This window comes from Saccharopolyspora kobensis, assembly GCF_900108315.1.
GTDB classification, from domain to species: Bacteria; Actinomycetota; Actinomycetes; order Mycobacteriales; family Pseudonocardiaceae; genus Saccharopolyspora; species Saccharopolyspora kobensis.
The window spans coordinates 482266-505706 of sequence record NZ_FNVB01000004.1; the positions used below are offsets into that span (position 1 = coordinate 482266).

Genomic DNA, 23441 nt, shown 5'->3' on the forward strand with positions numbered 1-23441 from the left:
TGTCGGAATGCCGAAGTTGATCGACCACCGGAAGCGTCGTGAAGAACTGGCGCTGGCGGCGTGGCAGATCATCCTGCGCGACGGGGTGGCGCAGGTGTCGGTGCGCGCGGTCGCCGCCGAGGCCGGTCTGTCCGCGGGCTCGGTGCGGCACGTCTTCCCCACCCAGGACGAACTCCTGGTCTTCCTGATGGACTTCGTCAGCGAGCGGGTGAGCAGGCGGATCTCCGCGCTGCCGCCGCGCGCGACGGTCCGCGCGACCGTCGAGGAGATGGCGGCCCAGCTGCTCCCGCTGGACGCGGAGCGCACCGCGGAGATGCAGGTCTCGATCGCCCTGTTCACGGCGGCGAACACCGAGGGCAGGCTCAAGCAGCCCCGCGACGACGCGCACCGCGCCCTGCGGGGCCTGTGCCGGTGGATGGTCGAGCGGCTGGACAACGGCGTCGACCTGGCCGCGGGCAGCGATGTCGAAGTCGAGGCGTGGCGCCTGCACGCGCTGCTCGACGGCCTCGCCGTCCACCTCGTCTACGAGCCCGACGAGCAGGGCCCGGACTGGGCGGTGCGCGTGCTCTCCCGCCACCTCGACTCGCTGCGGCCCTAGGCCGGTCGTTCGGCGAAGTCCTCGCCGTAGCCGATGATCAGCAAGCGCCGTTCGGCGAGCAGCGCGGTCAGCTGGACCCAGCAGTCGGAGCCGGATGCGCCGTAGAGGTGGACGAGGTCGGCGACGACGGCTCGCGCTGCCTCCGGCGTCGGCGCGCTCTCGCGGTCGAAGGCGAGCAGCTCGGCGCCGGTTCCGATGTGGCGGTAGCCGTGCGCGGCCATCCTCCGGACCACGGCGTGGTTCTGGAACGTGTCCCAGTCGCCGGTGAAGTAGCCGTTCGGGATGGCTGCCAGGGCGAGGTCGTCGCGGGCCACCGGCACCCGCTGGACGAGCACCACGTCGTCGAGCGCTTGATCCGGGTCGCGGTTCAGCTCCACCAGCGCCGCCGCGTCCTGCTCTCCGCCGACCCGCGAGCCGGGGAGCGCTTCCCACGCGATGCCCCCGGCGTCGAGGGCCGCGGCGATGTGCGCGGTGCGCGCGTTGTCGGCGCGATGCCTCGTGGCAGGGTCGTCGCTGTCCTCGGTGTCGAACCAGAGCCGGTCGTCGAACGAGGCGTGGCCGCTGGTGTACGCGCACTGGTCGACGTCGTCGAGGGTGCAGAGGATCCGCGCCGGAGCGTGCGCGGCGCGCAGCTCGTCCATGGCGGCGAGGACTTCGGCGAACGTCTCGACGCCGTCGAGCCGGGCCACCGTGTTGGAGTTCAGCCGCCCCTGCAGCGCCGGTTCCAGGACGTCGAAGCGAGTCACCTGCATTGCCGGAATCCTGCCAGAGGCCTAGCTCGGCGGGCGGAAGACGGCGAAGGGGTCGGTGACCTGCAGGTCGCGGCTGGTGAAGCGGAACAGCGCGGGCGGGCGGCCGCCCGCCGGGCCGGCCGGCAGCGTGCGGCCGGTGGGTTCCAGCGCGCCGCGGCGGGTGAGGACGCGCTGGAGGTTGGTCGGCGCGACCTGGTAGCCCAGCGCCGCGGAGTAGATGCCGCGCAGCTCGGAGACGGTGAACTCGGCGGGGGCCAGGGCGAAGCCGATGTTGGTGTAGGACAGCTTGGCGCGCAGCCGGTCCCGGGCGGCCAGCACGATCTGCTCGTGGTCGAAGGCCGTCGGCGGCAGCGCTTCGACCGGGTGCCAGCGGGTGTCGGCGGGGACTTCGGGATCGACGTCGGAGGGCACCAGGCCGAGGAACGCGGTGGCCACCACGCGGCGGTCGGGCACCCGGTGCGGCGCGCTGAACACCGAGAGCTGCTCGACGTGGGAGAGCTTGTGCACGTCGACCTTCTCGGCCAGCTGGCGGCGGATCGAGGTCTCCACGTCCTCGGTGGCGGCCAGCCGCCCGCCGGGCAGTGACCACCGGTGCACGTCCGGCTCCCGTGCCCGCTGCCAGAGCATCACCTGCAGCTGGTCGTCGCGCACCTGCAGGACTCCGGCGAGCACTTCGTGACCAGCGTCGCTCTCGTTCGGGTGACCTGCGGTGTTAGGATGTGGCACGTTTTCGATTCTAAGGCGAAAACCTCGGAGCGGTTGATCCGGGGTGTGGAACGGACCTCCCTGGCCAGCCGACCGGGGGATCCGGCGAGGAGGACGACATGGCCGCTACTGCCACCTGGGAGCGGACCGACGCCGGTTACACGGGAGTGCGGGCCGACGCCGATTGGGCCCGCGAGATCCGCGCGCTGGCCGACGAGCGGGACGCGGTGCTGCTGGCGCACAACTACCAGCTGCCCGAGATCCAGGACGTCGCCGACCACACCGGTGACTCGCTGGCGCTGAGCCGCATCGCGGCCAGCAGCAGCGCGAGCACGATCGTCTTCTGCGGCGTGCACTTCATGGCCGAGACCGCCAAGATCCTCGGCCCGGAGAAGACGGTGCTCATCCCGGACGAGCGCGCCGGCTGCTCGCTGGCCGACTCGATCACCGCCGAGCAGCTGCGCGCCTGGAAGGCCGAGCACCCCGGCGCGGTCGTGGTCTCCTACGTCAACACCACCGCCGAGGTGAAGGCCGAGACCGACATCTGCTGCACCTCGTCCAACGCGGTCGACGTGGTGCGCTCCATCCCGGCCGACCGCGAGGTGCTGTTCTGCCCGGACCAGTTCCTCGGCGCGCACGTCAAGCGCGAGACCGGCCGGGACAACCTGCACATCTGGGCGGGCGAGTGCCACGTGCACGCGGGCATCAACGGCCCGGAGCTGGCCGAGCGCGCGGCGGCGAACCCGGACGCGGACCTGTTCATCCACCCGGAGTGCGGCTGCGCGACCTCGGCGCTGTACCTGGCGGGGGAGGGCACCGTCGCCCCGGAGCGGGTGAAGATCCTGTCCACCGGCGACATGCTGACCGCCGCGCGCGACACCGGTGCGCGGTCGGTGCTGGTCGCCACCGAGGTCGGCATGCTGCACCAGCTGCGCAAGGCCGCACCGGAGATCGACTTCCGCGCGGTCAACGACCGGGCCTCCTGCCGCTACATGAAGATGATCACCCCGGCCGCGCTGCTGCGCTGCCTGCGCGAGGGCGCCGACGAGGTGCACGTGCCCACCGACGTCGCCGACCGCGCGCGGGCCTCGGTCGAGCGGATGATCGCCATCGGCAAGCCCGGAGGCGGCGAATGAGCTGGGAAGCGGGCGCCGACCTGCTCGTCGTCGGCACCGGCGTCGCGGGCATGACCGCGGCCCTGCGGGCCCGCGAGCTGGGTCTGCGGGTGCTGGTGGTCAGCAAGGACTCGGTCGACGCGGGCAACACGAGCTGGGCGCAGGGCGGCATCGCCGTGGTCCGGCCCGACGAGCTGGACCCGGGCGACAGCCTGGCCAAGCACGTCGAGGACACGCTGACCGCGGGCGTCGGGCTGTGCTCGCGCCCGGCGGTGCGGGAGATCCTGGCCGGCGGTGCGGCGGCGATCGACCGGCTGCGCTCGGCCGGTGCCCGCTTCGACGTCGGAACCGGCGGCGAGCTGGCGCGGACCCGCGAGGGCGGGCACAGCGCGTTCCGCGTGATCCACGCGGGCGGCGACGCCACCGGCGCGGAGGTGCAGCGCGCGCTCGCCGACGCGGTGCGCGGCGGCGGAATCCCGGTGCTGGAGCAGCACTGCGTGGTCGAGCTGCTGCGCGGCGAGGACGGCTCGATCGCGGGGGCGCTGGCGATGGACGGCGAGAGCAGGCCGGGAGTGCTGCGCGCACCCGCGGTGCTGCTGGCCACCGGCGGCCTCGGCCAGCTCTACGCGGCCACCACCAACCCCGAGGTGTCCACTGCGGACGGTGTGGCGCTCGCGCTGCGGGCCGGTGCCACCGTGGCGGACCTGGAGTTCGTGCAGTTCCACCCGACGGTGCTCTACACGCCGGGTGGCCCGCGCGGCCGCCGACCGCTGATCACCGAGGCGGTGCGCGGCGAGGGCGCGGTCCTGGTCGACGTGCGCGGTCGCCGCGTGATGGCGGGGGAGCACCCGCTGGAGGACCTCGCGCCGCGCGACGTGGTGTCGGCGGCGATCAACCGCCGCGCCGCGGAAACCGGCTCGGAACACGTCTTCCTGGACGCGACCGGCATCGGCGCGGGCTTCGCCGCCCGGTTCCCGACGGTGCACGCGGCGTGCCTGGCGGCCGGGATCGACCCGGTGCGCGAACCGATCCCGGTGGCCAGCGCCGCGCACTACTCGTGCGGCGGCGTGATGTCCAGTGTGGACGGACGAACCTCGGTGTCCGGGCTCTACGCGGCGGGCGAGGTGGCCTGCACCGGGTTGCACGGCGCGAACCGGCTGGCCTCCAACAGCCTGCTGGAAGGCCTCGTCGTCGGGGCGCGCGCGGCCGAGGCGGTGGCCAAGGACCTGTGCTGCGGCCTGCTGACCCGCAAGCCGGTCGGCGAGGTCAGCCCGCCCGCGCTCGCGGTGGTCGACCGCGAGCTGCTGCAGACGGTCATGAGCCGCCACGCGGGCATCGGGCGTTCCGAAGAAGGCCTGGCCACAGCCACGAGAGCGCTGGACGGCGCGGCGATCGTCCGCCCGCTGCGGACCAGGGAAGCGGTGGAGGACGCGTCGATGCTGATGACCGCGCAGGCGCTGCTCGCCGCGGCCCGGCAGCGCGCCGAGTCCCGCGGCTGCCACCGCCGCTCGGACTTCCCGGACACCGACGACCTGCGCTGGCGGCGCAGCACGGTGTTCCGGCTGGACGCATCGGGATGGCTCATCCACACCACGGCCGGGATTGCGAGGACGGCGGCATGACGATCGACATCGACGACGCGCGCGAGGTGGTGCGCACCGCGCTGGCCGAAGACCTGCGCTACGGCCCGGACGCGACCACGGTGGCGACGGTGCCCGCCGACGCGGTCGCCGAAGCCGGTTTCAACACCCGCCGCGCCGGTGTGCTCGCGGGCCTGCCGGTGGTGCGGATGGTCCTCGACGAGGTGCTGGGCGCAGAAGCCTACGCGGTGCTCTCCGAGCGCTCCGACGGCGACGCGCTGGCCCCGGGCGACTGCGCGCTGCGGGTCAAAGCCCCGGTCCGCGGCCTGCTCACGGCCGAGCGCACGGCGCTGAACCTGCTGTGCCACCTGTCCGGCATCGCTACCGCCACCGCGGCGTGGGTGGACGCGGTGGCGGGCACCGGCTGCCGCATCCGGGACAGCCGCAAGACGCTGCCCGGCCTGCGCGTGCTGCAGAAGTACGCGGTCCGCTGCGGTGGCGGCGTCAACCACCGGATGGGCCTGGGCGACGCGCTGCTGATCAAGGACAACCACGTGGTGGCGGCGGGCTCGGTGGTGGCCGCGGTGCGGGCCTGCCGCGCGCACGCGCCGGACCTGCCGATGGAGGTCGAGGTCGGCACGCTGGACGAGCTCGACGCGGTGCTGGCCGAGGACGTGTCCCTGGTCCTGCTGGACAACTTCACCCCGGACCAGTGCGCGGAAGCGGTCCGCCGCGTCGCCGAGGTCTCCCCGCGCACGGAACTGGAGGCCTCCGGCGGCCTCACCCTCGAAGTGGCGGCGGAGTACGCGGAAACCGGAGTCCAGTACCTGGCGGTCGGAGGCCTGACCCACTCCTCCCCGGCCCTCGACCTCGGCCTCGACATGTGACCACCCGGTGCCGAAGAGGCCGCATCATGCGCGAGCCGTTTACAGCAGTGAGTCGAAGTCGATGGTGAGTTCTACGGGCGCGGACACTGACAGCTTGTCGGTGTCCGCGCCGAGAAGCGCGTAGAGCCGTGTCGTGGGATCCAGGCGGTAGCGGAACACGGTCAGGCACCGGTCGTCCTGAGCGTCGCTCTCGACACGCCAGAAGTGCTCGATGCCTGCGGCGGCATATTCGGCAGGCTTGTCGGTCTGATCAGCGGTAACAGACCCCGGTGACATCACCTCGACCACCAGTAGGCAGTGCTGCGGCCTGAGCAGCGCGTCGTCGGGCAGCGCGGAGTCGTAGACGACGACATCCGGGCGGCGGTTGAGCAGCGGGACGTCCCGAAGTCGAAGATCGACGCCCGTATCGACGGTCAGTTCGGGGGCAGCGGCCTGCTCCAGCTCACCCGCCAGTCGGCGAGCGATTCTCTGGTGAAGCCGACGGTGGGCGGGGGTCACGACGATGGCTCCATCGACAATCTCGATGTGACGGCACACTTCCTCGGGCAGCGCCTCGTAGTCCGCAGCGCTCAGCCCCTCGGGCGGCAAGGCCATCCAGTCGGGAAGTGCGGTCATTGTCGAGCCCCTTTCCCCACGATTACTGGACCAGCGTAGCCGCAATGACCTGCCTCGGGGATCGCGCGAGACGGGTCGTTCACTCGGAGTTACAGAATGCTACTCGATGTGTTTGCCGTGGGGTGGTCGGGGATGATTCAGGCATGACGAATGCCCAATCGAGCCTCTTGCTGCCGTCGCCGTTGTTGGGCGGGATCGAGCGCGCGAAACGGCCCAGCGGGCCGATCGTCGGGTTGGTCGTGGTCGTGGTGTGCCTGCTGGTCGGGCAGGTCCTCGCCGCGCTGGTGCTGTTCCCGCTGTTCGGGGCTTCGGCGGCTGCGCTGGGCGGGGCGGTGGAGCTGACCGATCAGCTCGCGATGCTGCTCAGCTTCGTCGGCATCGCCGGGTTGCTCGCGCTGTGGATCCGGCTCAAGGAGGGGCGGCCGTTCGGCAGCGTCGGGTTCTTCCCCGCTTCGCGCGTCGGCCTGCACCTGGCGATCGGCGCCGGGGTGGCCGTGGTGCTGCTGGGCGTGCCGGTCGGCGTGAACCTCCTCAGTGGACAGCTCGACGTCGGGGCGGTGCACACCGCGCGGGTGGGCGCGGCGTTCGTCGCGCTCATCGGGTTCGCGGTGCAGGCCAGCACCGAGGAGATCATCACGCGCGGCTACCTGATGCAGGTCACCTTCCGGAAGTGGGGCCTGACCGCAGCGGTCGTCCTGCAGGCCGTGGTCTTCTCGCTGCTGCACGGCACCAACCCGAACGTGACGGTGGTGGCCCTGGTCAACATCCTGCTCATCGCGCTGCTGCTGGCGTTCTGGGCGCTGGCCGAGGGCGGCCTGTGGGGCGTCTGCGCCTTCCACGCGGTGTGGAACTGGTGCCAGGGCAACGTCTACGGCATCCAGGTCTCCGGCATGGACGTCCGGACGACCGTGCTGAGCATCGGCGGGGCGCCGGGCAGCGCCGACCTGCTCACCGGCGGCGGCTTCGGCATCGAAGCCAGCCTGCTCACCACCGCGGCTCTCATCGCGGGCACCGTCCTCGCCTACCTCGCCTACCGCCGCCGCACCCGGTCGACGACCAGGTGACGGCGAGAGCGCGCGTTCGGGCCGTGAGCCTTTCCGGTGAGGTGACAACCAAGAAGACTCACGGTCCCGTTGCGGAGGCGGGCGTCAGGGCTTGCGTCCCAGCCCTGCCAGCGTGGTGGTGTCCTGCTGCGCGAGCTCCGGGGCCTCGGCGCGCCACTGGCCGGACCGGACGACACCTGGCTCCACCAGCTCCAGGCCGGTGAAGTAGCCGGCGATCTCCTCCGGCGTGCGGTGGTTGTACGGGATCGCGCCGGACTCCGCATAGCGCCGCGCCGCGTCCACCGCTCCGGGATCGGTGTCGTCGACGTCGAACAGCGCCAGGTAGGAGCCCGCCGGCAGCGCCGCCAGCAAAGTGTCCACAATGGAACGTGCGCGGTCGTACTCGGGGATCAGGCCCATGATTCCGAACAGGATCAGGGCCACCGGGCGGTCGAAGTCCAGGAATTCGCGGGCGGCTTCGACGATCGCCTCGGGTTCGCGGACGTCGGCGTGGATGTACCGGGTGGCCCCCTCCGGCGTGCTCGTCAGCAGCGCGCGGGCGTGGGCCAGCACGAGCGGATCGTTGTCGACGTAGACGATCCGGCTCTCCGGGGCCACCCGCTGCGCGATCTCGTGGGTGTTCTCCGCGGTCGGCAGGCCGGTGCCGATGTCCAGGAACTGCCGCACGCCGCACTCGGCGACCAGGTGCCGGACCATCCGCCCCAGGCAGCCCCGACTGGCCTGCGCGGCCGTCCGCATCCCCGGGAACACCTGCAGGAACTCCTCGCCGGCGGCGCGGTCGACCGCGTAGTGGTCCTTGCCGTCGAGCCAGAAGTTCCAGACGCGGGCCGCGTGCGGCACGGTCGTGTCCATCTCGTCGGAAACGGCGGACCCCCGTATCTGGACGTCCTCGGAATCGGGCATACCGGGTTTCTCCCTACCAGCACTGGATGGCTACTGTCGGCTACTGTCTACCGCACTTCCGACATGCCGTGCAGGGCATCGGGAGGACCGGGTCGCTACTTCCCGGAACCGCGTCGAGCGGCGTGCTCGGAGCACGAGGTCGCTCGTTGGCCTCATGAGGTGAAGGGCCGCTCCGACCGTCCGAGGTCGAAGGGCCCTCCAGCTCGTTCAGATGCGGCGGTTGGCGAGGACCGGGATGGCTTCGCGGGTTCGGGCCGCTGCGGCCGGGTCGACGTCGACGACCCGGACCTCCGGGGAGTCGGTGAGCTGGGCGTGGATCTGGCCGAGCGGGGTGGCCACCAGGCTGTGGCCGATGCCGGTCGGGGCCTTGCCGCTCGGTTCGCGGCCGATGCTGCGCGGGTCGGCCTGGCCGCAGGCCACCACCCACGACGTCGAGTCCAGGGCGCGGGCCCGGGCCAGCAGCTCCCACTGCTCGCGCTTGCCCTCGCCGGAGCCCCAGGAGGCCGAGGTGACGATCACCTCGGCGCCCCGGTCGGCCAGCGCCGTGTACAGGCCGGGGAAGCGGATGTCGTAGCAGGTCGCGAAGCCGATCTTGGTGCCGTCGAGCTCCACCACCACCGGTTCCGCGCCGGGGGCCACGGTGTCGGACTCGGCGAAGCCGAAGGCGTCGAAGAGGTGGATCTTGTCGTAGCTCGTGTCCAGGCCGCGGCCGGTGATCAGCAGCGTGTTGGTGACCCGGCCGTCGGCGGCGGGGGTGAACATGCCCGCCACCACCGCGATGCCCGCCTCATCGGCCAGGCGCCGCACCTCGGTGGCCCACGGTCCGTCCAGCGGTTCGGCCAGCGGGCCGAGCTTGACGCCGAAGCACGCCATGGTCGCTTCCGGGAACACCGCGAGATCGGCGCCCGCCTCGGCGGCCCGTCGGATGCCGTCGGCCACCAGCTCCAGGTTGGCCTTCGGGTCCGGGCCGGTCACGATCTGGCACAACGCAATCCGCATAACCATCCTCCACAACCGTTACCATGTTTTGTATACCAGCGATATGCAAGAAGGGGTACTCGTTGCCGTCCGGACGCGAACTCGCCTACGACCACCTCAAGGACACCGTCCTCAGCGATCCGTCGATGCAGGGGCAGTTCGTCAACGAACAGGCCCTGGCCGACGAGATCGGGGTGTCCCGCACGCCGATCCGGGAGGCACTGCTGCTGCTCGCCGCCGAGGAGCTGGTGCAGCTGGTGCCCAAGCGCGGCGCCTACATCGCGCCGGTCGGCGGTCGCGAGATCCGCGAGCTGTTCGAGATCCGCGCCATGATCGAGTGCTACGCGGCCCGGCGCGCCATCGAGCTCGACGCGGTCCCGGAAGCCGAGATGCGCGCCGAGCTCGACGCCCAGCGCGCCCTCGCCGGTGAGGGCGAGGACCGCGCGTTCATCGACCGCGACCACCGGTTCCACTCGGCGCTGGTGCGCGCCGTCGGCAACGACATGCTGAGCAAGACCTACGACGGGCTGCGGGCCCGGCAGATCCGCGCCGGCATCGTGGCGCTGTTCGCCCGCGGCGACCGCCGCAAGGCGGTGCTGGTCGAGCACGAGGCGATCGTCGACGCGCTCGTCGCGGGCGACGCCGAAGCCGCCGAAGCCGCGATCACCAGCCATCTCTCGGCCACCCAGCAAGTTCTCATCGAGGGCTGAGCCGTGAGCGGTTCGGGGCGTCCCGAACCGCTCACGAGCACCTCACTGCGCGTCGCGGCGACCCAGCGCGAGACCGATCAGCGTCACCGCGCACGTCGCCACCAGGTACGCCGCCGGAGCGATCCAGGTTCCGAAGTGGGCGAACAGCGCGGTGAACAGCAGCGGTGCCAGCGCGCCGCCGATGACGCCCGCCAGCGTGTAGGCCAGCGACGATCCGGTGGAGCGCAGCGCCGGGCTGAACTGCTCGGAGACGAAGGCCGCCTGCGGGCCGTACATGAGCGCGTGCCACACCAGGCCTACGATCACGCCGATGACCAGCAGCGTCGCCGAACCGCCCTGGACCATCGGGAAGAACACGAACGGCCACACGCCCGCGCCGATCGCGCCCACCGCGTAGATCCGGCGGCGCCCGATCCGGTCGGACAGCGCACCGGCCAGCGGCATCAGCACGAGCTGCAGCGTGGAGCCGAGCATCACGCCGGTGACCGCCCAGCTCTTGGGCATGTCCAGCTCCTGCGTCGCGTAGGTGAGCACGAAGACGGTGAACAGCGCGTAGAGCACGTCCGGGCCGACGCGGGAGAGGATCGCCGAGACCAGCGCCCGCGGCTCGCGGGTGAAGACCTCGCGCACCGGCGCACCGGCCTGCTCGCCCTTGGCCTGCAGCTCCTTGAAGACCGGCGTCTCCTCCAGCTTCACCCGGATCCACATGCCGAACAGCACGAGCACGGCCGAGAGCAGGAACGCCACCCGCCAGCCCCAGGACATGAACTGCTCCTGGGTCAGCGTCGCGGCCAGCACCGCGAGCACGCCGTTGGCCATCAGGTTGCCCGCGGGCGGGCCGATCTGCGCCGCCGACGCCCAGAAACCGCGGTGCTTCTCGCTGCCGAACTCGCTGGACAGCAGCACCGCGCCGCCCCACTCGCCGCCGATGCCCACGCCCTGCGCGAACCGCAGGATCACCAGCAGCACCGCGCCGAGCGCCCCGACCTGGCCGTGCGTGGGCAGCAGTCCGATCAGGAACGTCGAGACGCCGGTGACCAGCAGCGTGATGACCAGGACTTGCTTGCGGCCCAGCACGTCGCCGAGCCGGCCGAAGACGAAGCCGCCCAGCGGCCGGGAGACGTAGCCGACGGCGTAGGTCGAGAACGCCAGCAGCGTGCCCGAGAGCGGATCGTGGCTGGGGAAGAACAGCTGGCCGAACACCAGCGCCGAGGCCACCGAGTAGGCGGCGAAGTCGTACCACTCGAGGGAGGTTCCGCTCAGCGACGCGACGAACGCCTTGATCAGATCCTTGCGGGGTGGCCGCGTGGTGGCGGGGATGGCTTGAGTCATCGAGGTCCTTGTCGTACCAGGTCGTCGGCTTGCCGCGCAGAGGTGCGGGTGGCTGTGATACTAAATGTATACAACCGGTATGCCGCCTTGGAGGGGATTGTGTTTCCACTGCGTTTCGATGTCAACGGCGAAGTCGTCGAGGTGTCGGTGACGACGCTGCTCAACGGCGGCTACGCCGGCCGCAGCCAGGACGACGTGGCCGCGCACGTCGCCGAGCTCGCCGAACTCGGCGTGCCCGCGCCGACCAGCACGCCGTGCCTGTACCCGGTCGCGCCGTACCTGGCGATGCAGCCGGACGCGGTCCCGGTGCAGCACGACCGCACCTCCGGAGAAGCGGAGTGGGCGCTGGTCATCGCCGGGCCGGAGGAGCGCGACGTGCTGCTCACGGTCGCCTGCGACCACACCGACCGGGCGCTGGAGGTGCACGGCGTCGCGTGGAGCAAGCAGGCCGGGCCGGACGTGCTGGGGCGCCAGGCGTGGCGGCTGGTCGACGTCGCCGACCGCGTCGACGAGCTCACCCTGACCGCCTGGGCGGGCGGCGAGCAGATCCAGCGGGGCACCCTGGCGGAGCTGCTCTCGCCCCAGTACTGGCTCGACGACCTGCGGGAGCGCGGTCTGCTGCGGCCGGGCACCGTGCTGCTGTCGGGCACCATCCCGATGGACTCGGCGGTCGACCAGTTCGCCGGCTCCTGGCGGGTGGAGCTCGGCGACCCGAAGACCGGCGCCACCATCGCCTGCGAGTACCGCCTCGACCGCATGCCCGACCCGGTGGCGTGAGCGCGACGGCCCGTGAGCGCTTCGCGGCGCTGCGGCACCGCGAAGCGCTCACGGCGGACCAATCGCCCATTCCGGATTTCCGGTGCAGGCGAGGAAGGTCACCATTATTGAGAAACATTTGCAGCAGTGCTTAGAGTTCAGGCGTGCTCAATCGTCGTGGCTTGCTCATCGCCGTTCCAGTCGCGTTGACCCTGCTCGGTGCCGGGTGCGCCGCGCCGACCTCGCCGGGGTCCGCCGATCCCGGCTCCATGCTGCTCGCCGACGGCTTCGAACCGGAGAGCCTGAACCCGCTGCTGGGCTACGGAGCGGAAGGCGCGGCGAAGTTCTACGACGGCCTGCTGGCCTTCGACGGCCGCACCGAGCTGCGGCCCGCGCTGGCCGCCGAGGCCCCGCAGTCCTCCCCGGACGCCAAGACCTGGACGGTAAAGCTGCGCGAGGGCGTGCGCTTCCACGACGGGACGCCGTTCGACGCAGAGGACGTGGTGGCCACCTACAAGGCGGCGATCGATCCCGCCTACGCCTCCACCATCAGCTCCGACTACGACATGCTCGCCGAGGTGCGCGCGCTCGACCCGCACACCGTGCGGTTCGACCTGAAGATCCCGTACTCGGCCTGGCCGTCGAAGCTGGTGCTGGGCATCGTGCCGAACGAGAAGCTGGCCGCGCCGCAGCCGCAGGAGAGCTCCGAGCTCAACACCAAGCCCGTCGGCACCGGCCCGTACAAGCTGGTCGAGTGGCGGCAGGGCGACCAGATGACCTGGGAGGGCAACGCCGACTACTGGGGCGGCGCCCCGGCGATCGGCAAGATCACCGTGGTCTTCGCCAAGGACGACAACACCCGCGCCCAGCGCCTGGCCTCCGGCGAGTTCGACGGCACGGTGCTGCCGCCGGTGCTCGCCGAGAGCGTCGGCCGCGACGGCTACCGCACGGTGCACCACAACACCGCCGACTTCCGCAGCATCGCGCTGCCCAACGCGCACCCGGCCGCCGGTGACCCCGCGGTGCGGAAGGCGCTGAACCTCGCGGTGAACCGCGAGGGCATGATCAAGGCGCTGCTGGGCGGCCACGGCAAGCCCGCCTACGCGCCGGTGCCGGAGTCGATGGGCGCCAACTTCGAACCCGCCGCCCGCTTCGCCTTCGACCCGGAGCAGGCGAAGAAGCTGCTCGACGAGGCCGGCTGGCGGCCGGGCGCGGACGGCATCCGCGAGCGCGGCGGCGTGCCCGCCCGGTTCACCGTGATGTACTTCGCCGACGACAGCCTCCGCAAGGACCTGGCCACCGCGTTCGCCTCCGACGCCAAGGCGGTCGGCATCCAGGTCGACCTCGCCGGGGTGGACCGCTCCGCGGTCGCCGCGCGGATCGCGAACGAGGGCATCGTGCTGGGCGGCGGCAACCCGATCGACCCCGACCCGCAGGTCTACAACAGCCTGCACTCGTCGGTGATCGGCACCGGGACCTACAACAACCCGGGCCAGTACCGCAACGCCGAGGTGGACGCCGCGCTCGACGGCGCCCGCCAGGAACTCGACCCGGCCAAGCGCGCGGAGCTCTACCGGCAGGCCCAGCGCGCCTACGTCGCCGATCCCGGCCTGGTGTACCTGGCGTTCATCGACCACAGCTACGTGATGCGCGACGGCGGGTGGACCGGCTACCAGCCGCCGGTCGAGCCGCACACGCACGGCACCACCTGGGGTCCGTGGTGGAACGTCGAGGCCTGGAAACCGCAGGGATGAGCGGTGCGATCGGCCGCCTGGTGCTGCGGCGGATCGGGTTCGCGGTGCCGGTGCTGGTGATCGTGGCGCTCGGGGTGTTCCTGCTCGCCGCGGCCTCGCCGTTCGACCCGGTCTACCAGTACTACGGCGTGGAGATCTTCGGCGCGTCCGCGGCCGACGTCGCGCGGGTGCGCGCCGAGCTCGGGCTCGACGATCCCGTGCTCGTGCAGTTCTGGAACTGGCTGAGCGGCGTGCTCGGCGGAGACCTCGGGGTGTCGCGGTCGTTCCGGCAGCCCGTCGCGCAGGTCGTCGCCGAGCGCCTGCCGTGGACGCTCCTGCTGACCACGACCGGCCTGGCGTTCGCGGTGGTGCTCGCGCTCGTGCTGGGCACGGTCGCGGCGTGGCGGCAGGGCGGCTGGGTCGACCGGTTCGTCACCGCCATCGGCCACGCGCTGGAGGGCGTGCCGCCGTTCGTGCTGGCGCTGCTGTCCATCGCGGTGTTCTCGCTGGGGCTGGGCTGGCTGCCGGTGGCGGGGCTGACCGATGCGGGCCAGGCCGCCTCCTTCGGCCAGGTCACCAAGCACCTGGTGCTGCCCGCGCTGGTGCTGGGCGTCTCGCAGTCGCCGTGGCTGGTGCTGCACGTCCGGCAGTCGATGCTGACCTCGCTGTCCGAGGACCACGTGACCGGTGCGCGGGCGCGCGGGCTCGCCGAGCGGGTGGTGGTGCTGCGGCACGCGCTGCCGACCGCGCTGCTGCCGTTCGTGACGCTCATCGGCGCGCGGATCCCGGAGCTGGTCACCGGCGCGGTGCTGGTCGAGGAGGTCTTCTCCTGGCCAGGGCTGGCCGCGGCGGTGGTCACCTCGGCGACCGCGGTGGACTACCCGCTGCTGGCGATCCTGACGCTGGTGGCGACCGCGGCGGTGCTGCTCGGCTCGCTGCTCGCCGACATCGCCGCGATCCTGCTCGACCCGAGGGTGGCCGCCGATGGCTGAGACCACGTGGCGGCCTGCCGGTCGCTCCCGCACCACCCGGGCGCACCCGCGGGCCCGGTTCTGGGGTTCGCTGGTGGCGTTCGCGGTGCTCGTGCTGGGCGCCTTCGCGGTGCCGCTGCTGTTCGGCAGCGAGTCGGTGCGCTACGACTCGATCCGGCTCGCGCCTAGCCTCGCGCACCCGTTCGGCACCGACTCCGGTGGCCGGGACCTGTTCGTGCAGTCGCTGACCGGCCTGCGGATCTCCTTGCTGGTGGCCGGGTTCAGCGCACTGGTGTCCACTGTGCTCGGTTCGCTGGTGGGCGCGGTCGCGGGGGCGCTCGGCGGCTGGCCGGACCGGCTGCTGATGCGCGCGGTGGACACCGTGAACTCGGTGCCGCACCTGCTGCTGGGCATCGTGATCGTCGCGCTGTACCGGGGCAGCCTGGGCGCGGTGATCCTGTCGATCGCGCTGACGCACTGGACGACGGTGGCGCGCATCGTGCGCTCCGAGGTGCTGTCGCTGCGCAGCCGCCCGTACGTCGACGCGGCGATCGCGGGCGGCTCGTCGCGGTGGCGGATCCTGGTGCGGCACCTGCTGCCGGCGATCGTTCCGCAGGCGGCGCTGTCGGCGGTGCTGCTCGTGCCGCACGCGGTGTGGCACGAAACCGCGCTGAGCTTCCTGGGGCTCGGCCTACCGCCGCACCTGGCCAGCATCGGCAACATCCTCGGCGACGGCCGCGAAGCCGTTCTGCTGGGCGCCTGGTGGATCGTGCTCTTCCCGTCGCTGCTGCTGGTGGCCACCACGCTGGCGGTGTCCGGCCTGGCGGCGACCTGGCGCGACCGGGTCGTGCCCCGACGCCGATCGGAGCTGGCCCTGTGACCGCGAAAACGCCCGGAGCAAGCGAAACCCGCACAGCGCGGACAACGGCCCGCCATGCCCGGCGGTGCCCCGCCGCACCGGAACCGCGCAATTTCAATGGAAATCACATCCACGATTTCAATGGAACTTGCACGACCGGTCGGTGTGTCGTGCACCCGACACGCCGACGGCGCGTCGGATCCCACGCAATTTCAATGGAAATCAGACGTCCAATTTCCATTGAAATTGCGCACACGGCGCCGAGCGGCCGGGGAACGGGCACGAGTTCGGAGGTCGTCGGATGAGTGAGGCGCTGCTGGAACTGGAGCGGTTGTCCGTGCGGTTCCTGCTGGGGCAGCAGGCGGAGGTGCGCGCCGTGACCGACGCGACGCTGCGGCTGCGGCCCGGCCGGGTGCTGGCGCTGGTCGGCGAATCCGGCTGCGGCAAGTCCGTGCTGGCCTCGGCGCTGCTGGGATTGCTGCCCGGCAACGCCGAAGTGCGCGGGAAGGCGCTGCTGCGCGGCGGGATCGAGCTGCTGTCCGCGCCCGAACCGGTGCTGGCCGGGCAGGTCCGCGGGCGGATGGTCGGGTTGGTGCCGCAGTCGGCGGGCACCCACCTGACCCCGGTGCGCACCGCGCGCAGCCAGCTCGTCGAGACCATCCGGGCCCTCGACGGGCCGGCCGACGCCGATGCGCTCGCCGAACGCGTCGGACTGGATCCCGCCGCCCTCGACCGGTATCCGCACGAGCTGTCCGGCGGCATGGCCCAGCGGGTCGCGCTCGCCCTGGCGCTGGCCGGGAACCCGCAGATCGTGCTGGCCGACGAGCCGACCACCGGGCTCGACCGGCCGCTGGTGCACCGCACCGTGGACCTGCTCGCCGAAACCGCCACCGAGGACCGCGCGGTGCTGATGATCACCCACGACCTGGCGGCGGCCCGGCGGGTCGCCACCGACATCGCGGTGATGTACGCCAGCCGCATCGTGGAGGCCGGGCCGGCCGCCGAAGTGCTGGCCGAGCCCTGGCACCCGTACACCGCGGGGCTGCTCGCCGCACTGCCCGACGGCGGGTTCCGGCCGATCCCCGGCCACCCGCCCGTTCTGACCGAACTGGACCGCATCGAACGGGAATGGGGTTGCGTGTTCTGCCAACGTTGCCCGGACGTGCCCGGTTTCGCGCCGTGCACGGGTGATCCGGAGCTGATCGACCACGGCGGCCGCTGGGTCGCCGCGCACCCGCCGTGCTGAGCGCGACCGGCGTCGTCGCCGGGTACCGGCGCGGCGAGCCGGTGCTCGACGGCGTCGACCTGGAGCTGCCCACCGGCGTCGTGGTCGGGCTGGCCGGGCCCAGCGGCTGCGGCAAGTCGACCCTGGCCAGGGTGCTCGGCCTGCTGCACGAACCGTGGTCCGGGCAGGTCTCGATCGACGGCGCGCCCGTCGGCGGCTACCGCCACGCCACGCCGAAGGCGCAGCGCGCGGCCATCGGGATCGTCTTCCAGCACCCGCGGCCCGCTGTGGATCCGCGGTTCACGCTGCGCGAGGTCGTCGCCGAGCCGCTGCGGGCCACCGGGACGACCGGTGACGTGGACGAGCTGGCCGAGGAGGTCGGGCTCACCGCGGAGCTGCTCTCACGCCGTCCGCACGAGGTCAGCGACGGCCAGCTGCAGCGGGCGTGCCTGGCGCGAGCGCTGGCGCTGCGGCCCCGGTACCTGATCTGCGACGAGATGACCGCCATGCTCGACGCCTCCACCACGGCGGCGTTGGTGCAGGTCGTGGACCGGCGGGTGCGCGAGCGCGGGACCGGCGTGCTGGCGATCAGCCACGACGAGGACCTGCTCGCCCACTGGGCGGAGCACGTGGTGCGCCTGAGCGGCGAGGCGGTGTGACAAGGTGGAGCCGTGCGCGGTTGCGGGGAACCGCTCGGTAAGTGACGACGGACCCGAGGAGTCGACGGTGAGCGAGGGCGAAGGCACCACCTTCATGCAGTGGCGGGAGCGGGCCCAGAGCGAGGTGCGCGACGACCGCCCGAAGATGCGCGCGGTGATGATCGTCGCAGCCGCCGTGGTGGTCATCGGGATCGTGGTAGGAGCGCTGTTCCTGCTGCTGTCCTGACCCGGCGGAAGCTTCCGGCCCCTCCGGCCAACGCGGTCGGAGGGGCCGTCGCCGTTCTCATGCGATTTCAATTGAAATCGGACGTCTGATTTCCATTGAAATTGCGGAGATCCCGACACCCGTCGGCGTGTCGGCTCCCGACGCGCCGACGGGGTGCGCAAGTTCCATTGAAATCGTGGAGTTGATTTCCATTGAAATTGCGCATGTCCATCACTCCGGCGGCCGGTCCGTCCGCGTGCGCCGGGGGATCAGAGCTGGGTGCGCCGGGGGATCAGGGTTGGTCGTCTAGTTCGGCGACCAGGATTCGGGACACCCGGTGGCCGTCCATCGCCCGGACGGTGAAGCGGTGGCCGAGCGCGGCCAGCGAGTCGCCCTCCTCCGGGACCCGGCCGAGGCGGCTGACCACGAAGCCCGCCACCGTGTCGAACGGCCCGTCCGGCAGCGCGATGCCGGTCTGCTGCTCGAAATCGCTGCGGTGCAGCAACCCGTCGACCTCCAGGCTGCCGTCGCTCTTGGCCCGCACCGGCGCCGCGCTCGGGTCGTACTCGTCCCAGATCTCGCCGACGACCTCCTCCACCAGGTCCTCGACGGTCACGATGCCCGCCGTCCCGCCGTACTCGTCGACCACCACGGCCAGGTGCCCGCCGCGGCGCCGCATCTGCGACAGAGCGGCCAGCACCGGTTTGCTCGCGGGCAGCGCGGTCACCGGCCGGGTCAGCTCGCCGATGGTGCGCACGTCCTCGCGGTGCGCCCTGGTCAGCAGGTCGCGGACGTGGACGAACCCGACGACGTCGTCGGCGGTGTCGCGGATGACCGGGTAGCGGGAGTGCGGTTTGCCCGCCACCTCGTCGATGGCGTCGGCCACCGTCGTGGTGAGGTGCAGGAAGTCGACCTCGGTGCGCGGCACCATCACCTCGCCGAGCACCCGGTCGGTGGCCCGGAAGGCGTCGCTGAGCAACCGGCGCTCCTCGACGGTCAGCTGCTCGCTGGTGCGCACCATGTCGCGCAGCTCCTCCTCGCTGACCGGCTCCTCGTGCGCGCGGGGATCGATGCCCAGCAGCCGCACCACCGCGTTGGTCGACTTCGACAGCAGCCAGATCACCGGCCGCGACAGGCTCGCCAGCCGGTCCAGGACACCGGCGGTGACCAGCGAGACCGCCTCGGACTTCTGCAGCGCGAGGCGCTTGGGCACCAGCTCGCCGAGCACCAGCGACAGGTACGACACGAACAGCGTCACCACGATCAGCGCGACCGAGGCGGCCAGCCCGATCGGCAACCCCCAGCCCTGCAGCACCGGTTCCAGCCGCACCGCGATGGTCGCGCCGCCGTAGCTGGAGGCGAAGAACCCGGCGAAGGTGACGCCGATCTGCACCGCGGAGAGGAACCGGTTGGAGTCCGCCCGCAGCTTCGCCACGCGGGCGCCGCGCCGGTCGTGCTCGGCGAGCCTGCGCACCTGGCTGTCGCGCAACGACACCAGAGCGATCTCGGCGGCGGCGAAGTACCCGCCGAACAGCACGAACAGCAGCACCAGCGCGAGGTTCCAGACAACACCGTCCACCTCTCGATTCTCACACCCGGGACCGGACGGCACTGCCGCACGACACGGCTCACCCGGCTCGGGCATGATGTTCCTTGGTGCCCCTCGTGCCGAGCCCTGCTCAACCGCACATCAGGGGACCGTGAAGCAGACCAGCCACAAGAAACCGCAAAACGCGGGATCAACTCGAAACGCGACCACCACTGAAAGCACGGAGAGGCGGGACAGCGCATGGCCATCCAGGGCATCAGCAAGGCGGTCGTCCCGGTGCGCGACCAGGAGCGCGCGAAGAAGTTCTGGACGGAGACGGTCGGTTTCGCGCTCACCACCGACGCCGCCTACGACGACCAGGGCACCCGCTGGGTGGAGGTGACCGCGCCCAACGGCAGCTCCGTGCTGATCCTGAGCGCGAGCGAGTCCGACCGGGCGGTCTTCCGGGACCACGGCGACGGGGTCCCGACCGCCACCTTCTTCCTCTACAGCGACGACGTCCAGCGCACCTACGAGGAGCTGTCGGCCAAGGGCGTGGAGTTCCCGGAGCCGCCGGTGCAGCAGCCGTGGGGCTGGTGGTCGACGTTCCTGGACAGCGAGGGCAACCGCTTCACCCTCCAGCAGGCGTGATCGGCTAGGACGACGCGACCGATCGCCAGTACTGGCGGCGCTGCGAGTCGCGCACCACGATGCCGCGCTCGGCGAGTTCCGCGCGCAGCAGCGCGGCTTCCTTGTGGTCGCGCTTGCGCAGCGCGCGCTCGCGGTCGGCCAGCAGCGCGTTGATCCGCAGCGGCAGCTCGGAGCTGTCGTCGTCCCACAACCGGTACTCGTGCGGATCTCCGTCGCGCCACGGGTAGCCGTGCTCGGTGAAGGCCTTCCGCAGCTCCTTGCGATCCAGTTCGGATTGCCTGCGGACGAGTTCGGCGCCGGCGGCGTCCAGCACCACGAAGTCCTTGCCGTCGACGAAGACCGCGTCGACCTGGTCGCGGTCGAGGTGCTGCTCGGTGTCGCCGATCGCCAGCGTGAGCCGCTCGGGGGCGACGATCACGGTCAGCCGCTCCTTCGCGAACAGCCCGGCGAACCCGAAGCCGATGAACGCGCCGATCGCGACGGCGCCGATGGTGCCCCACGGATCCGCCACCGAAGCGGCCAGCTCGAACACGCCCTGGAACGGCGCCCACGGCAACCCGGCGACCCACCCCGAGGCCAGCCGAAGCAGGAGCAGCAGCAGCGCACCGACGAGCGGGCAGATGACCCACGTCCCGCGCCGCAGGAGCGCGTGCTCGGCCACTGTGGTCGGACCAGGTTCGGCAGCCATGCCGCCATTATCACCACCGCCGCAGCTCCCCAACCCCACCACTGCGACCGTTCAGCCCGGTGAGCTCCCGTCGGACACGCGAAACGGCCCGGGATGCCGGTGCGGCGTCCCGGGCCGTTCGTGCTCGGGGGCAGGTCAGGCGCCCGCCTCGCGGAGCAGGATGTCCACCGCGGCGTCGTTGCGGGTGGTCTCCTTCTCGATCACGTCGGCCGGCGGGTAGAAGCCGTCCAGGCCGCCGCCGCTGGCCGGGTACATCTCGAAGGTGTAGGCCAGGATCTTGTGCTGGCCCCACATCCAGTCGAGGCTGTCGCCGTCGGTGACGTAGAGGTCGCTGGACTGCTGCGGGGTGTAGCCGTTGGACTGGGCCATCTCCCCGCCGACCCGCGCGAACCGGTCGTACTCCTCCTGCGTCATGCCCTCGGTGACGTCGTCGGAGGTGTGCCCGAACGGCCACAGCACCAGCTCCGAGTAGGTGTGGAAGTCGATCGCGGCCTTGATCTGCTGGGCCCCGCCGACCACCCGGGAGTCGATGAAGTCGCGCATCGCCGCGGTCTCCGGCGCCGACCACGCGGCGGTGCCCCGGTAGTCCTCGGCGTTCGGGTCGTCGCTGGAACCGCCGCAGCAGCCCCACTTGTAACCCCAGTTGCGGTTGAGGTCGGTGCCGGTGGTGTCCTGCCGGTTCTTCCGCCAGCCCTGGAAGTCGCCGGATTCGATGTCGTAGGACTTGCCGTCCGGGTTGACGATCGGGATCACCCAGATCTCCCGGCCGTCGACGGCCTCCTTGACCGCCGGGTCGGAGGCGTAGCCGGACGTGAACCGGTCGGCGATGCGCAGGCACATCTCCGTCGTCAGGTGCTCGCGGGCGTGCTGGTTGCAGTTGAACAGCACCTCGGGCTCGTCCTCGTCCTGCCCGACGTTGTCGCTGATCTTCAGCACCGGGATGTCGCGGCCCTCGACGGACTTGCCGATGCTGGACTTCGCCGCGATGTCGGGGTGCGCACCGGCGATCCGGTCGAGCTCGGCGACCGTCTCGTCGTAGTTGTGGTAGCCCTCGTAGCCGGGCGGGAAGTCGCCGGGAGCGGCCTGCCCGCGGTTGATCCGCTGCAGCGCCTCGCCCAGGCCGGTGCCCTCGCCGATCACGAACCCGGCGGCCCGCAGCCGCTGGGCCTGCTCGGGGGTGGCCTCCACGGTGGCCACGCCGTCGCGGACCCCGATCACCTGCGCACCGGTTCGGTTGATCTCGGTGCGGCTGGTGCTGTCGGTGTTCGGGACGGTGTAGATCGCCGGGTCCTGTGCGGCGGACGTCGGCTCCGCGGACACGCTGGCCGAGAACGGGGCCAGCAGGACCAGGCAAGCGGCGGCCGCCACGGTCACTGCCTTGCGCCGTGAGCTGAACATCGGGTCTCCGATCGATCACTGGTTGTGACGTGGAGAGGTTGTAGGAGTGCACCGGGGTTGGCAAGCCACTGGCGAACAATGGTCGCCCGTCAACATCTATCCCGGATAGGTGGGCCGGTGTGACCGCCGCCCGGGCTCGGGGACAGCCACCGGTGGCGGCGATTACCCTGGTCGGTGCAACCTCGAAGCCCCGGGAAGGACGCTCATGCTCACCCGTACCGACCTGCGCGGTCGCGTTCCGTCCACCGTCGAGCTGCGCGCCACGCTGCCGCGCGCCGAGATGGACGTGGAGCACGTGCTGCATCGGGTCCGGCCGCTGATCGAGGAGATCCGCGACCGGGGTGTGCCCGCGGTGCTGGAATTCACCGAGAAGTTCGACGGGGTTCGACCGGAACGGGTGAAGGTGGGCGCGGCGGAGCTGCGCCGCGCGCTCGAAGAGCTCGACCCGGAGGTGCGCGCCGCGCTGGAGGAGTCGATCAGCCGCGCCCGCAGGGTGCACGCCGACCAGCGGCGCACCGACACCACCACGCAGGTGGTGCCCGGCGGCACCGTGACCGAGCGCTGGGTGCCGGTCGCCCGCGTCGGCCTGTACGCGCCGGGCGGGCTGGCGGTGTACCCGTCCAGTGTGGTGATGAACGTGGTCCCGGCGCAGGCGGCCGGGGTGGAGTCGCTGGTGGTGTGCAGCCCGCCGCAGGCGGAGTTCGGCGGCCTGCCGCACCCGACGATCCTCGCCGCCGCGCAGCTGCTCGGTGTCGAGGAGGTCTGGGCGGTCGGCGGCGCGCAGGCGGTGGCGCTGCTGGCCTACGGCGGCCAGGACACCGACGGCGCGGAGCTGGCGCCGGTGGACATGGTGACCGGTCCGGGCAACGTCTACGTGACCGCGGCCAAGCGGCACCTGCGCAGCATGATCGGCATCGACTCGGAGGCCGGGCCGACCGAGATCGCGGTGCTCGCCGACGACACGGCCGACCCGGCGCACGTGGCGGCGGACCTGATCAGCCAGGCCGAGCACGACCCGCTCGCGGCGAGCGTGCTGGTGACCTCGTCGCCGGAGCTGGCCGACGCGGTCGACGCCGAGCTGGAGCGCCAGGTGGCGCAGACCAAGCACGCCGAGCGGATCCGCACCTCGCTGGGCGGCGAGCAGTCCGGCTGCATCCTGGTGTCCACTGTGGAGGACGGGCTGCGCGTGGTGGACGCCTACGCCGCCGAGCACCTGGAGATCCAGACGGCGGACGCCGACGCGGTGGCCGCGCGGGTGCGCAACGCGGGCGCGATCTTCGTCGGCCCGTACGCGCCGGTGTCGCTCGGCGACTACTGCGCGGGCTCCAACCACGTGCTGCCCACGGGCGGCTGCGCCCGGCATTCGTCCGGGCTGAGCGTGCAGAGCTTCCTGCGCGGCATCCACGTGATCTCCTACAGCGAGCAGGCGCTGCGAGACGTCGCCGACAAGGTCGTCGCGCTGGCCAACGCCGAAGATCTCCCGGCACACGGCCAGGCGATCACCGCTCGCTTTCCCGGCTGAAGACCCG

General features: G+C 71.7%; 24 protein-coding genes. 15 read left to right on the top strand and 9 right to left on the bottom strand.

The annotated features are described in order from the left end of the window. The first annotated feature begins 7 nt into the window (after positions 1-7). Positions 8-598 carry a TetR/AcrR family transcriptional regulator gene (locus C4T78_RS15055; RefSeq protein ID WP_093345048.1) on the top strand — a complete coding sequence of 197 codons (591 nt, stop codon included), beginning with the start codon at positions 8-10 and terminating at the stop codon, positions 596-598. Here C4T78_RS15055 and C4T78_RS15060 read toward each other — a convergent pair. Both C4T78_RS15060 and C4T78_RS15065 read right to left on the bottom strand, forming a co-directional pair. Continuing rightward, positions 595-1350 carry a hypothetical protein gene (locus C4T78_RS15060; RefSeq protein ID WP_093345050.1) on the bottom strand — a complete coding sequence of 252 codons (756 nt, stop codon included), beginning with the start codon at positions 1348-1350 and terminating at the stop codon, positions 595-597. The two genes, C4T78_RS15055 and C4T78_RS15060, sit on opposite strands and share 4 nt — an antisense overlap. 21 nt (positions 1351-1371) lie before the next feature. Continuing rightward, positions 1372-2022, bottom strand: a complete 651-nt coding sequence (locus tag C4T78_RS15065) for an NUDIX hydrolase (RefSeq protein ID WP_093147913.1) — start codon at positions 2020-2022, stop codon at positions 1372-1374. 152 nt (positions 2023-2174) lie between these two features. Here C4T78_RS15065 and nadA point away from each other — a divergent pair, with 152 nt between their 5' ends. From nadA to nadC, 3 genes are read left to right on the top strand one after another with little or no spacing between them, the layout of a single operon-like run. Continuing rightward, positions 2175-3191 carry a quinolinate synthase NadA gene (nadA, locus tag C4T78_RS15070; RefSeq protein ID WP_093345052.1) on the top strand — a complete coding sequence of 339 codons (1017 nt, stop codon included), beginning with the start codon at positions 2175-2177 and terminating at the stop codon, positions 3189-3191. After that, positions 3188-4792 carry an L-aspartate oxidase gene (locus C4T78_RS15075; RefSeq protein WP_093345055.1) on the top strand — a complete coding sequence of 535 codons (1605 nt, stop codon included), beginning with the start codon at positions 3188-3190 and terminating at the stop codon, positions 4790-4792. The genes nadA and C4T78_RS15075 overlap by 4 nt, the downstream gene beginning before the upstream one ends. After that, positions 4789-5637: a carboxylating nicotinate-nucleotide diphosphorylase gene (nadC, locus tag C4T78_RS15080; protein WP_093345058.1), complete on the top strand. Its 849-nt coding sequence runs from the start codon at positions 4789-4791 to the stop codon at positions 5635-5637. Before C4T78_RS15075 ends, nadC begins: the two co-directional genes overlap by 4 nt. Positions 5638-5676: 39 nt before the next feature. Here the strand turns inward: nadC and C4T78_RS15085 are convergent, their stop codons facing one another. Further along, on the bottom strand, positions 5677-6252 hold the full coding sequence (locus C4T78_RS15085) for a Uma2 family endonuclease (RefSeq protein WP_235862953.1): 576 nt from the start codon (positions 6250-6252) through the stop codon (positions 5677-5679). Positions 6253-6395: 143 nt separating this feature from the next. Here C4T78_RS15085 and C4T78_RS15090 point away from each other — a divergent pair, with 143 nt between their 5' ends. Further along, entirely contained in the window at positions 6396-7316 is a 921-nt protein-coding gene (locus C4T78_RS15090; RefSeq protein WP_093345060.1) for a CPBP family intramembrane glutamic endopeptidase, read from the top strand. 84 nt (positions 7317-7400) lie between these two features. On the opposite strand, the gene C4T78_RS15095 is transcribed toward C4T78_RS15090, so the two are convergent. Together C4T78_RS15095 and C4T78_RS15100 are read right to left on the bottom strand one after the other, a co-directional pair. Then, a complete protein-coding gene (locus C4T78_RS15095) occupies positions 7401-8219 on the bottom strand; it encodes an SAM-dependent methyltransferase (RefSeq protein WP_093345063.1) in 819 nt (272 codons plus the stop codon). A gap of 207 nt (positions 8220-8426) precedes the next feature. Then, positions 8427-9218, bottom strand: a complete 792-nt coding sequence (locus C4T78_RS15100) for a carbon-nitrogen hydrolase family protein (RefSeq protein WP_093345065.1) — start codon at positions 9216-9218, stop codon at positions 8427-8429. Positions 9219-9280: 62 nt separating this feature from the next. Between C4T78_RS15100 and C4T78_RS15105 the strand changes: the two genes are divergently transcribed. Then, a complete protein-coding gene (locus tag C4T78_RS15105) occupies positions 9281-9907 on the top strand; it encodes a GntR family transcriptional regulator (protein ID WP_093345068.1) in 627 nt (208 codons plus the stop codon). Positions 9908-9949: 42 nt separating this feature from the next. Here the strand turns inward: C4T78_RS15105 and C4T78_RS15110 are convergent, their stop codons facing one another. Further along, on the bottom strand, positions 9950-11239 hold the full coding sequence (locus tag C4T78_RS15110; RefSeq protein WP_093345070.1) for an MFS transporter: 1290 nt from the start codon (positions 11237-11239) through the stop codon (positions 9950-9952). Between the two features lie 99 nt (positions 11240-11338). Here C4T78_RS15110 and C4T78_RS15115 point away from each other — a divergent pair, with 99 nt between their 5' ends. The 7 genes from C4T78_RS15115 to C4T78_RS36410 all read left to right on the top strand — a co-directional run bounded on the left by C4T78_RS15115 (position 11339) and on the right by C4T78_RS36410 (position 17668). Continuing rightward, the gene (locus tag C4T78_RS15115; RefSeq protein ID WP_093345073.1) at positions 11339-12016 is read left to right on the top strand and encodes a DUF2848 domain-containing protein; all 678 of its coding nucleotides are present in this window, start codon (positions 11339-11341) and stop codon (positions 12014-12016) included. 143 nt (positions 12017-12159) lie between these two features. Continuing rightward, complete coding sequence (locus C4T78_RS15120; protein ID WP_093345076.1) at positions 12160-13749, top strand: ABC transporter substrate-binding protein; 1590 nt, start codon at positions 12160-12162, stop codon at positions 13747-13749. Then, a complete protein-coding gene (locus tag C4T78_RS15125) occupies positions 13746-14720 on the top strand; it encodes an ABC transporter permease (RefSeq protein ID WP_093345078.1) in 975 nt (324 codons plus the stop codon). Before C4T78_RS15120 ends, C4T78_RS15125 begins: the two co-directional genes overlap by 4 nt. After that, positions 14713-15579, top strand: coding sequence for an ABC transporter permease (locus C4T78_RS15130; RefSeq protein WP_235862954.1), 867 nt, complete (start codon positions 14713-14715; stop codon positions 15577-15579). The genes C4T78_RS15125 and C4T78_RS15130 overlap by 8 nt, the downstream gene beginning before the upstream one ends. Before the next feature lie 280 nt (positions 15580-15859). Then, entirely contained in the window at positions 15860-16804 is a 945-nt protein-coding gene (locus C4T78_RS15135; protein WP_093345080.1) for an ABC transporter ATP-binding protein, read from the top strand. Continuing rightward, the gene (locus C4T78_RS15140) at positions 16798-17442 is read left to right on the top strand and encodes an ABC transporter ATP-binding protein (protein WP_093345083.1); all 645 of its coding nucleotides are present in this window, start codon (positions 16798-16800) and stop codon (positions 17440-17442) included. The genes C4T78_RS15135 and C4T78_RS15140 overlap by 7 nt, the downstream gene beginning before the upstream one ends. A 67-nt stretch (positions 17443-17509) precedes the next feature. Then, on the top strand, positions 17510-17668 hold the full coding sequence (locus tag C4T78_RS36410; RefSeq protein WP_177247344.1) for a hypothetical protein: 159 nt from the start codon (positions 17510-17512) through the stop codon (positions 17666-17668). Positions 17669-17939: 271 nt separating this feature from the next. Here the strand turns inward: C4T78_RS36410 and C4T78_RS15145 are convergent, their stop codons facing one another. Continuing rightward, on the bottom strand, positions 17940-19226 hold the full coding sequence (locus C4T78_RS15145) for a hemolysin family protein (protein WP_093345085.1): 1287 nt from the start codon (positions 19224-19226) through the stop codon (positions 17940-17942). A 210-nt stretch (positions 19227-19436) separates the two neighbouring features. Here C4T78_RS15145 and C4T78_RS15150 point away from each other — a divergent pair, with 210 nt between their 5' ends. Continuing rightward, the gene (locus C4T78_RS15150; protein WP_093345087.1) at positions 19437-19826 is read left to right on the top strand and encodes a glyoxalase superfamily protein; all 390 of its coding nucleotides are present in this window, start codon (positions 19437-19439) and stop codon (positions 19824-19826) included. A gap of 4 nt (positions 19827-19830) precedes the next feature. Here the strand turns inward: C4T78_RS15150 and C4T78_RS15155 are convergent, their stop codons facing one another. Both C4T78_RS15155 and C4T78_RS15160 read right to left on the bottom strand, forming a co-directional pair. Beyond that, the gene (locus tag C4T78_RS15155) at positions 19831-20514 is read right to left on the bottom strand and encodes a YqeB family protein (RefSeq protein ID WP_143185710.1); all 684 of its coding nucleotides are present in this window, start codon (positions 20512-20514) and stop codon (positions 19831-19833) included. A gap of 135 nt (positions 20515-20649) precedes the next feature. Continuing rightward, positions 20650-21912: a M14 family metallopeptidase gene (locus C4T78_RS15160; protein WP_093345093.1), complete on the bottom strand. Its 1263-nt coding sequence runs from the start codon at positions 21910-21912 to the stop codon at positions 20650-20652. Positions 21913-22117: 205 nt separating this feature from the next. Between C4T78_RS15160 and hisD the strand changes: the two genes are divergently transcribed. Continuing rightward, positions 22118-23434 (top strand): histidinol dehydrogenase, encoded by a 1317-nt coding sequence (gene hisD, locus C4T78_RS15165; RefSeq protein WP_093345094.1) that lies wholly within the window; start codon positions 22118-22120, stop codon positions 23432-23434. The last annotated feature ends 7 nt before the right edge of the window (positions 23435-23441 follow it).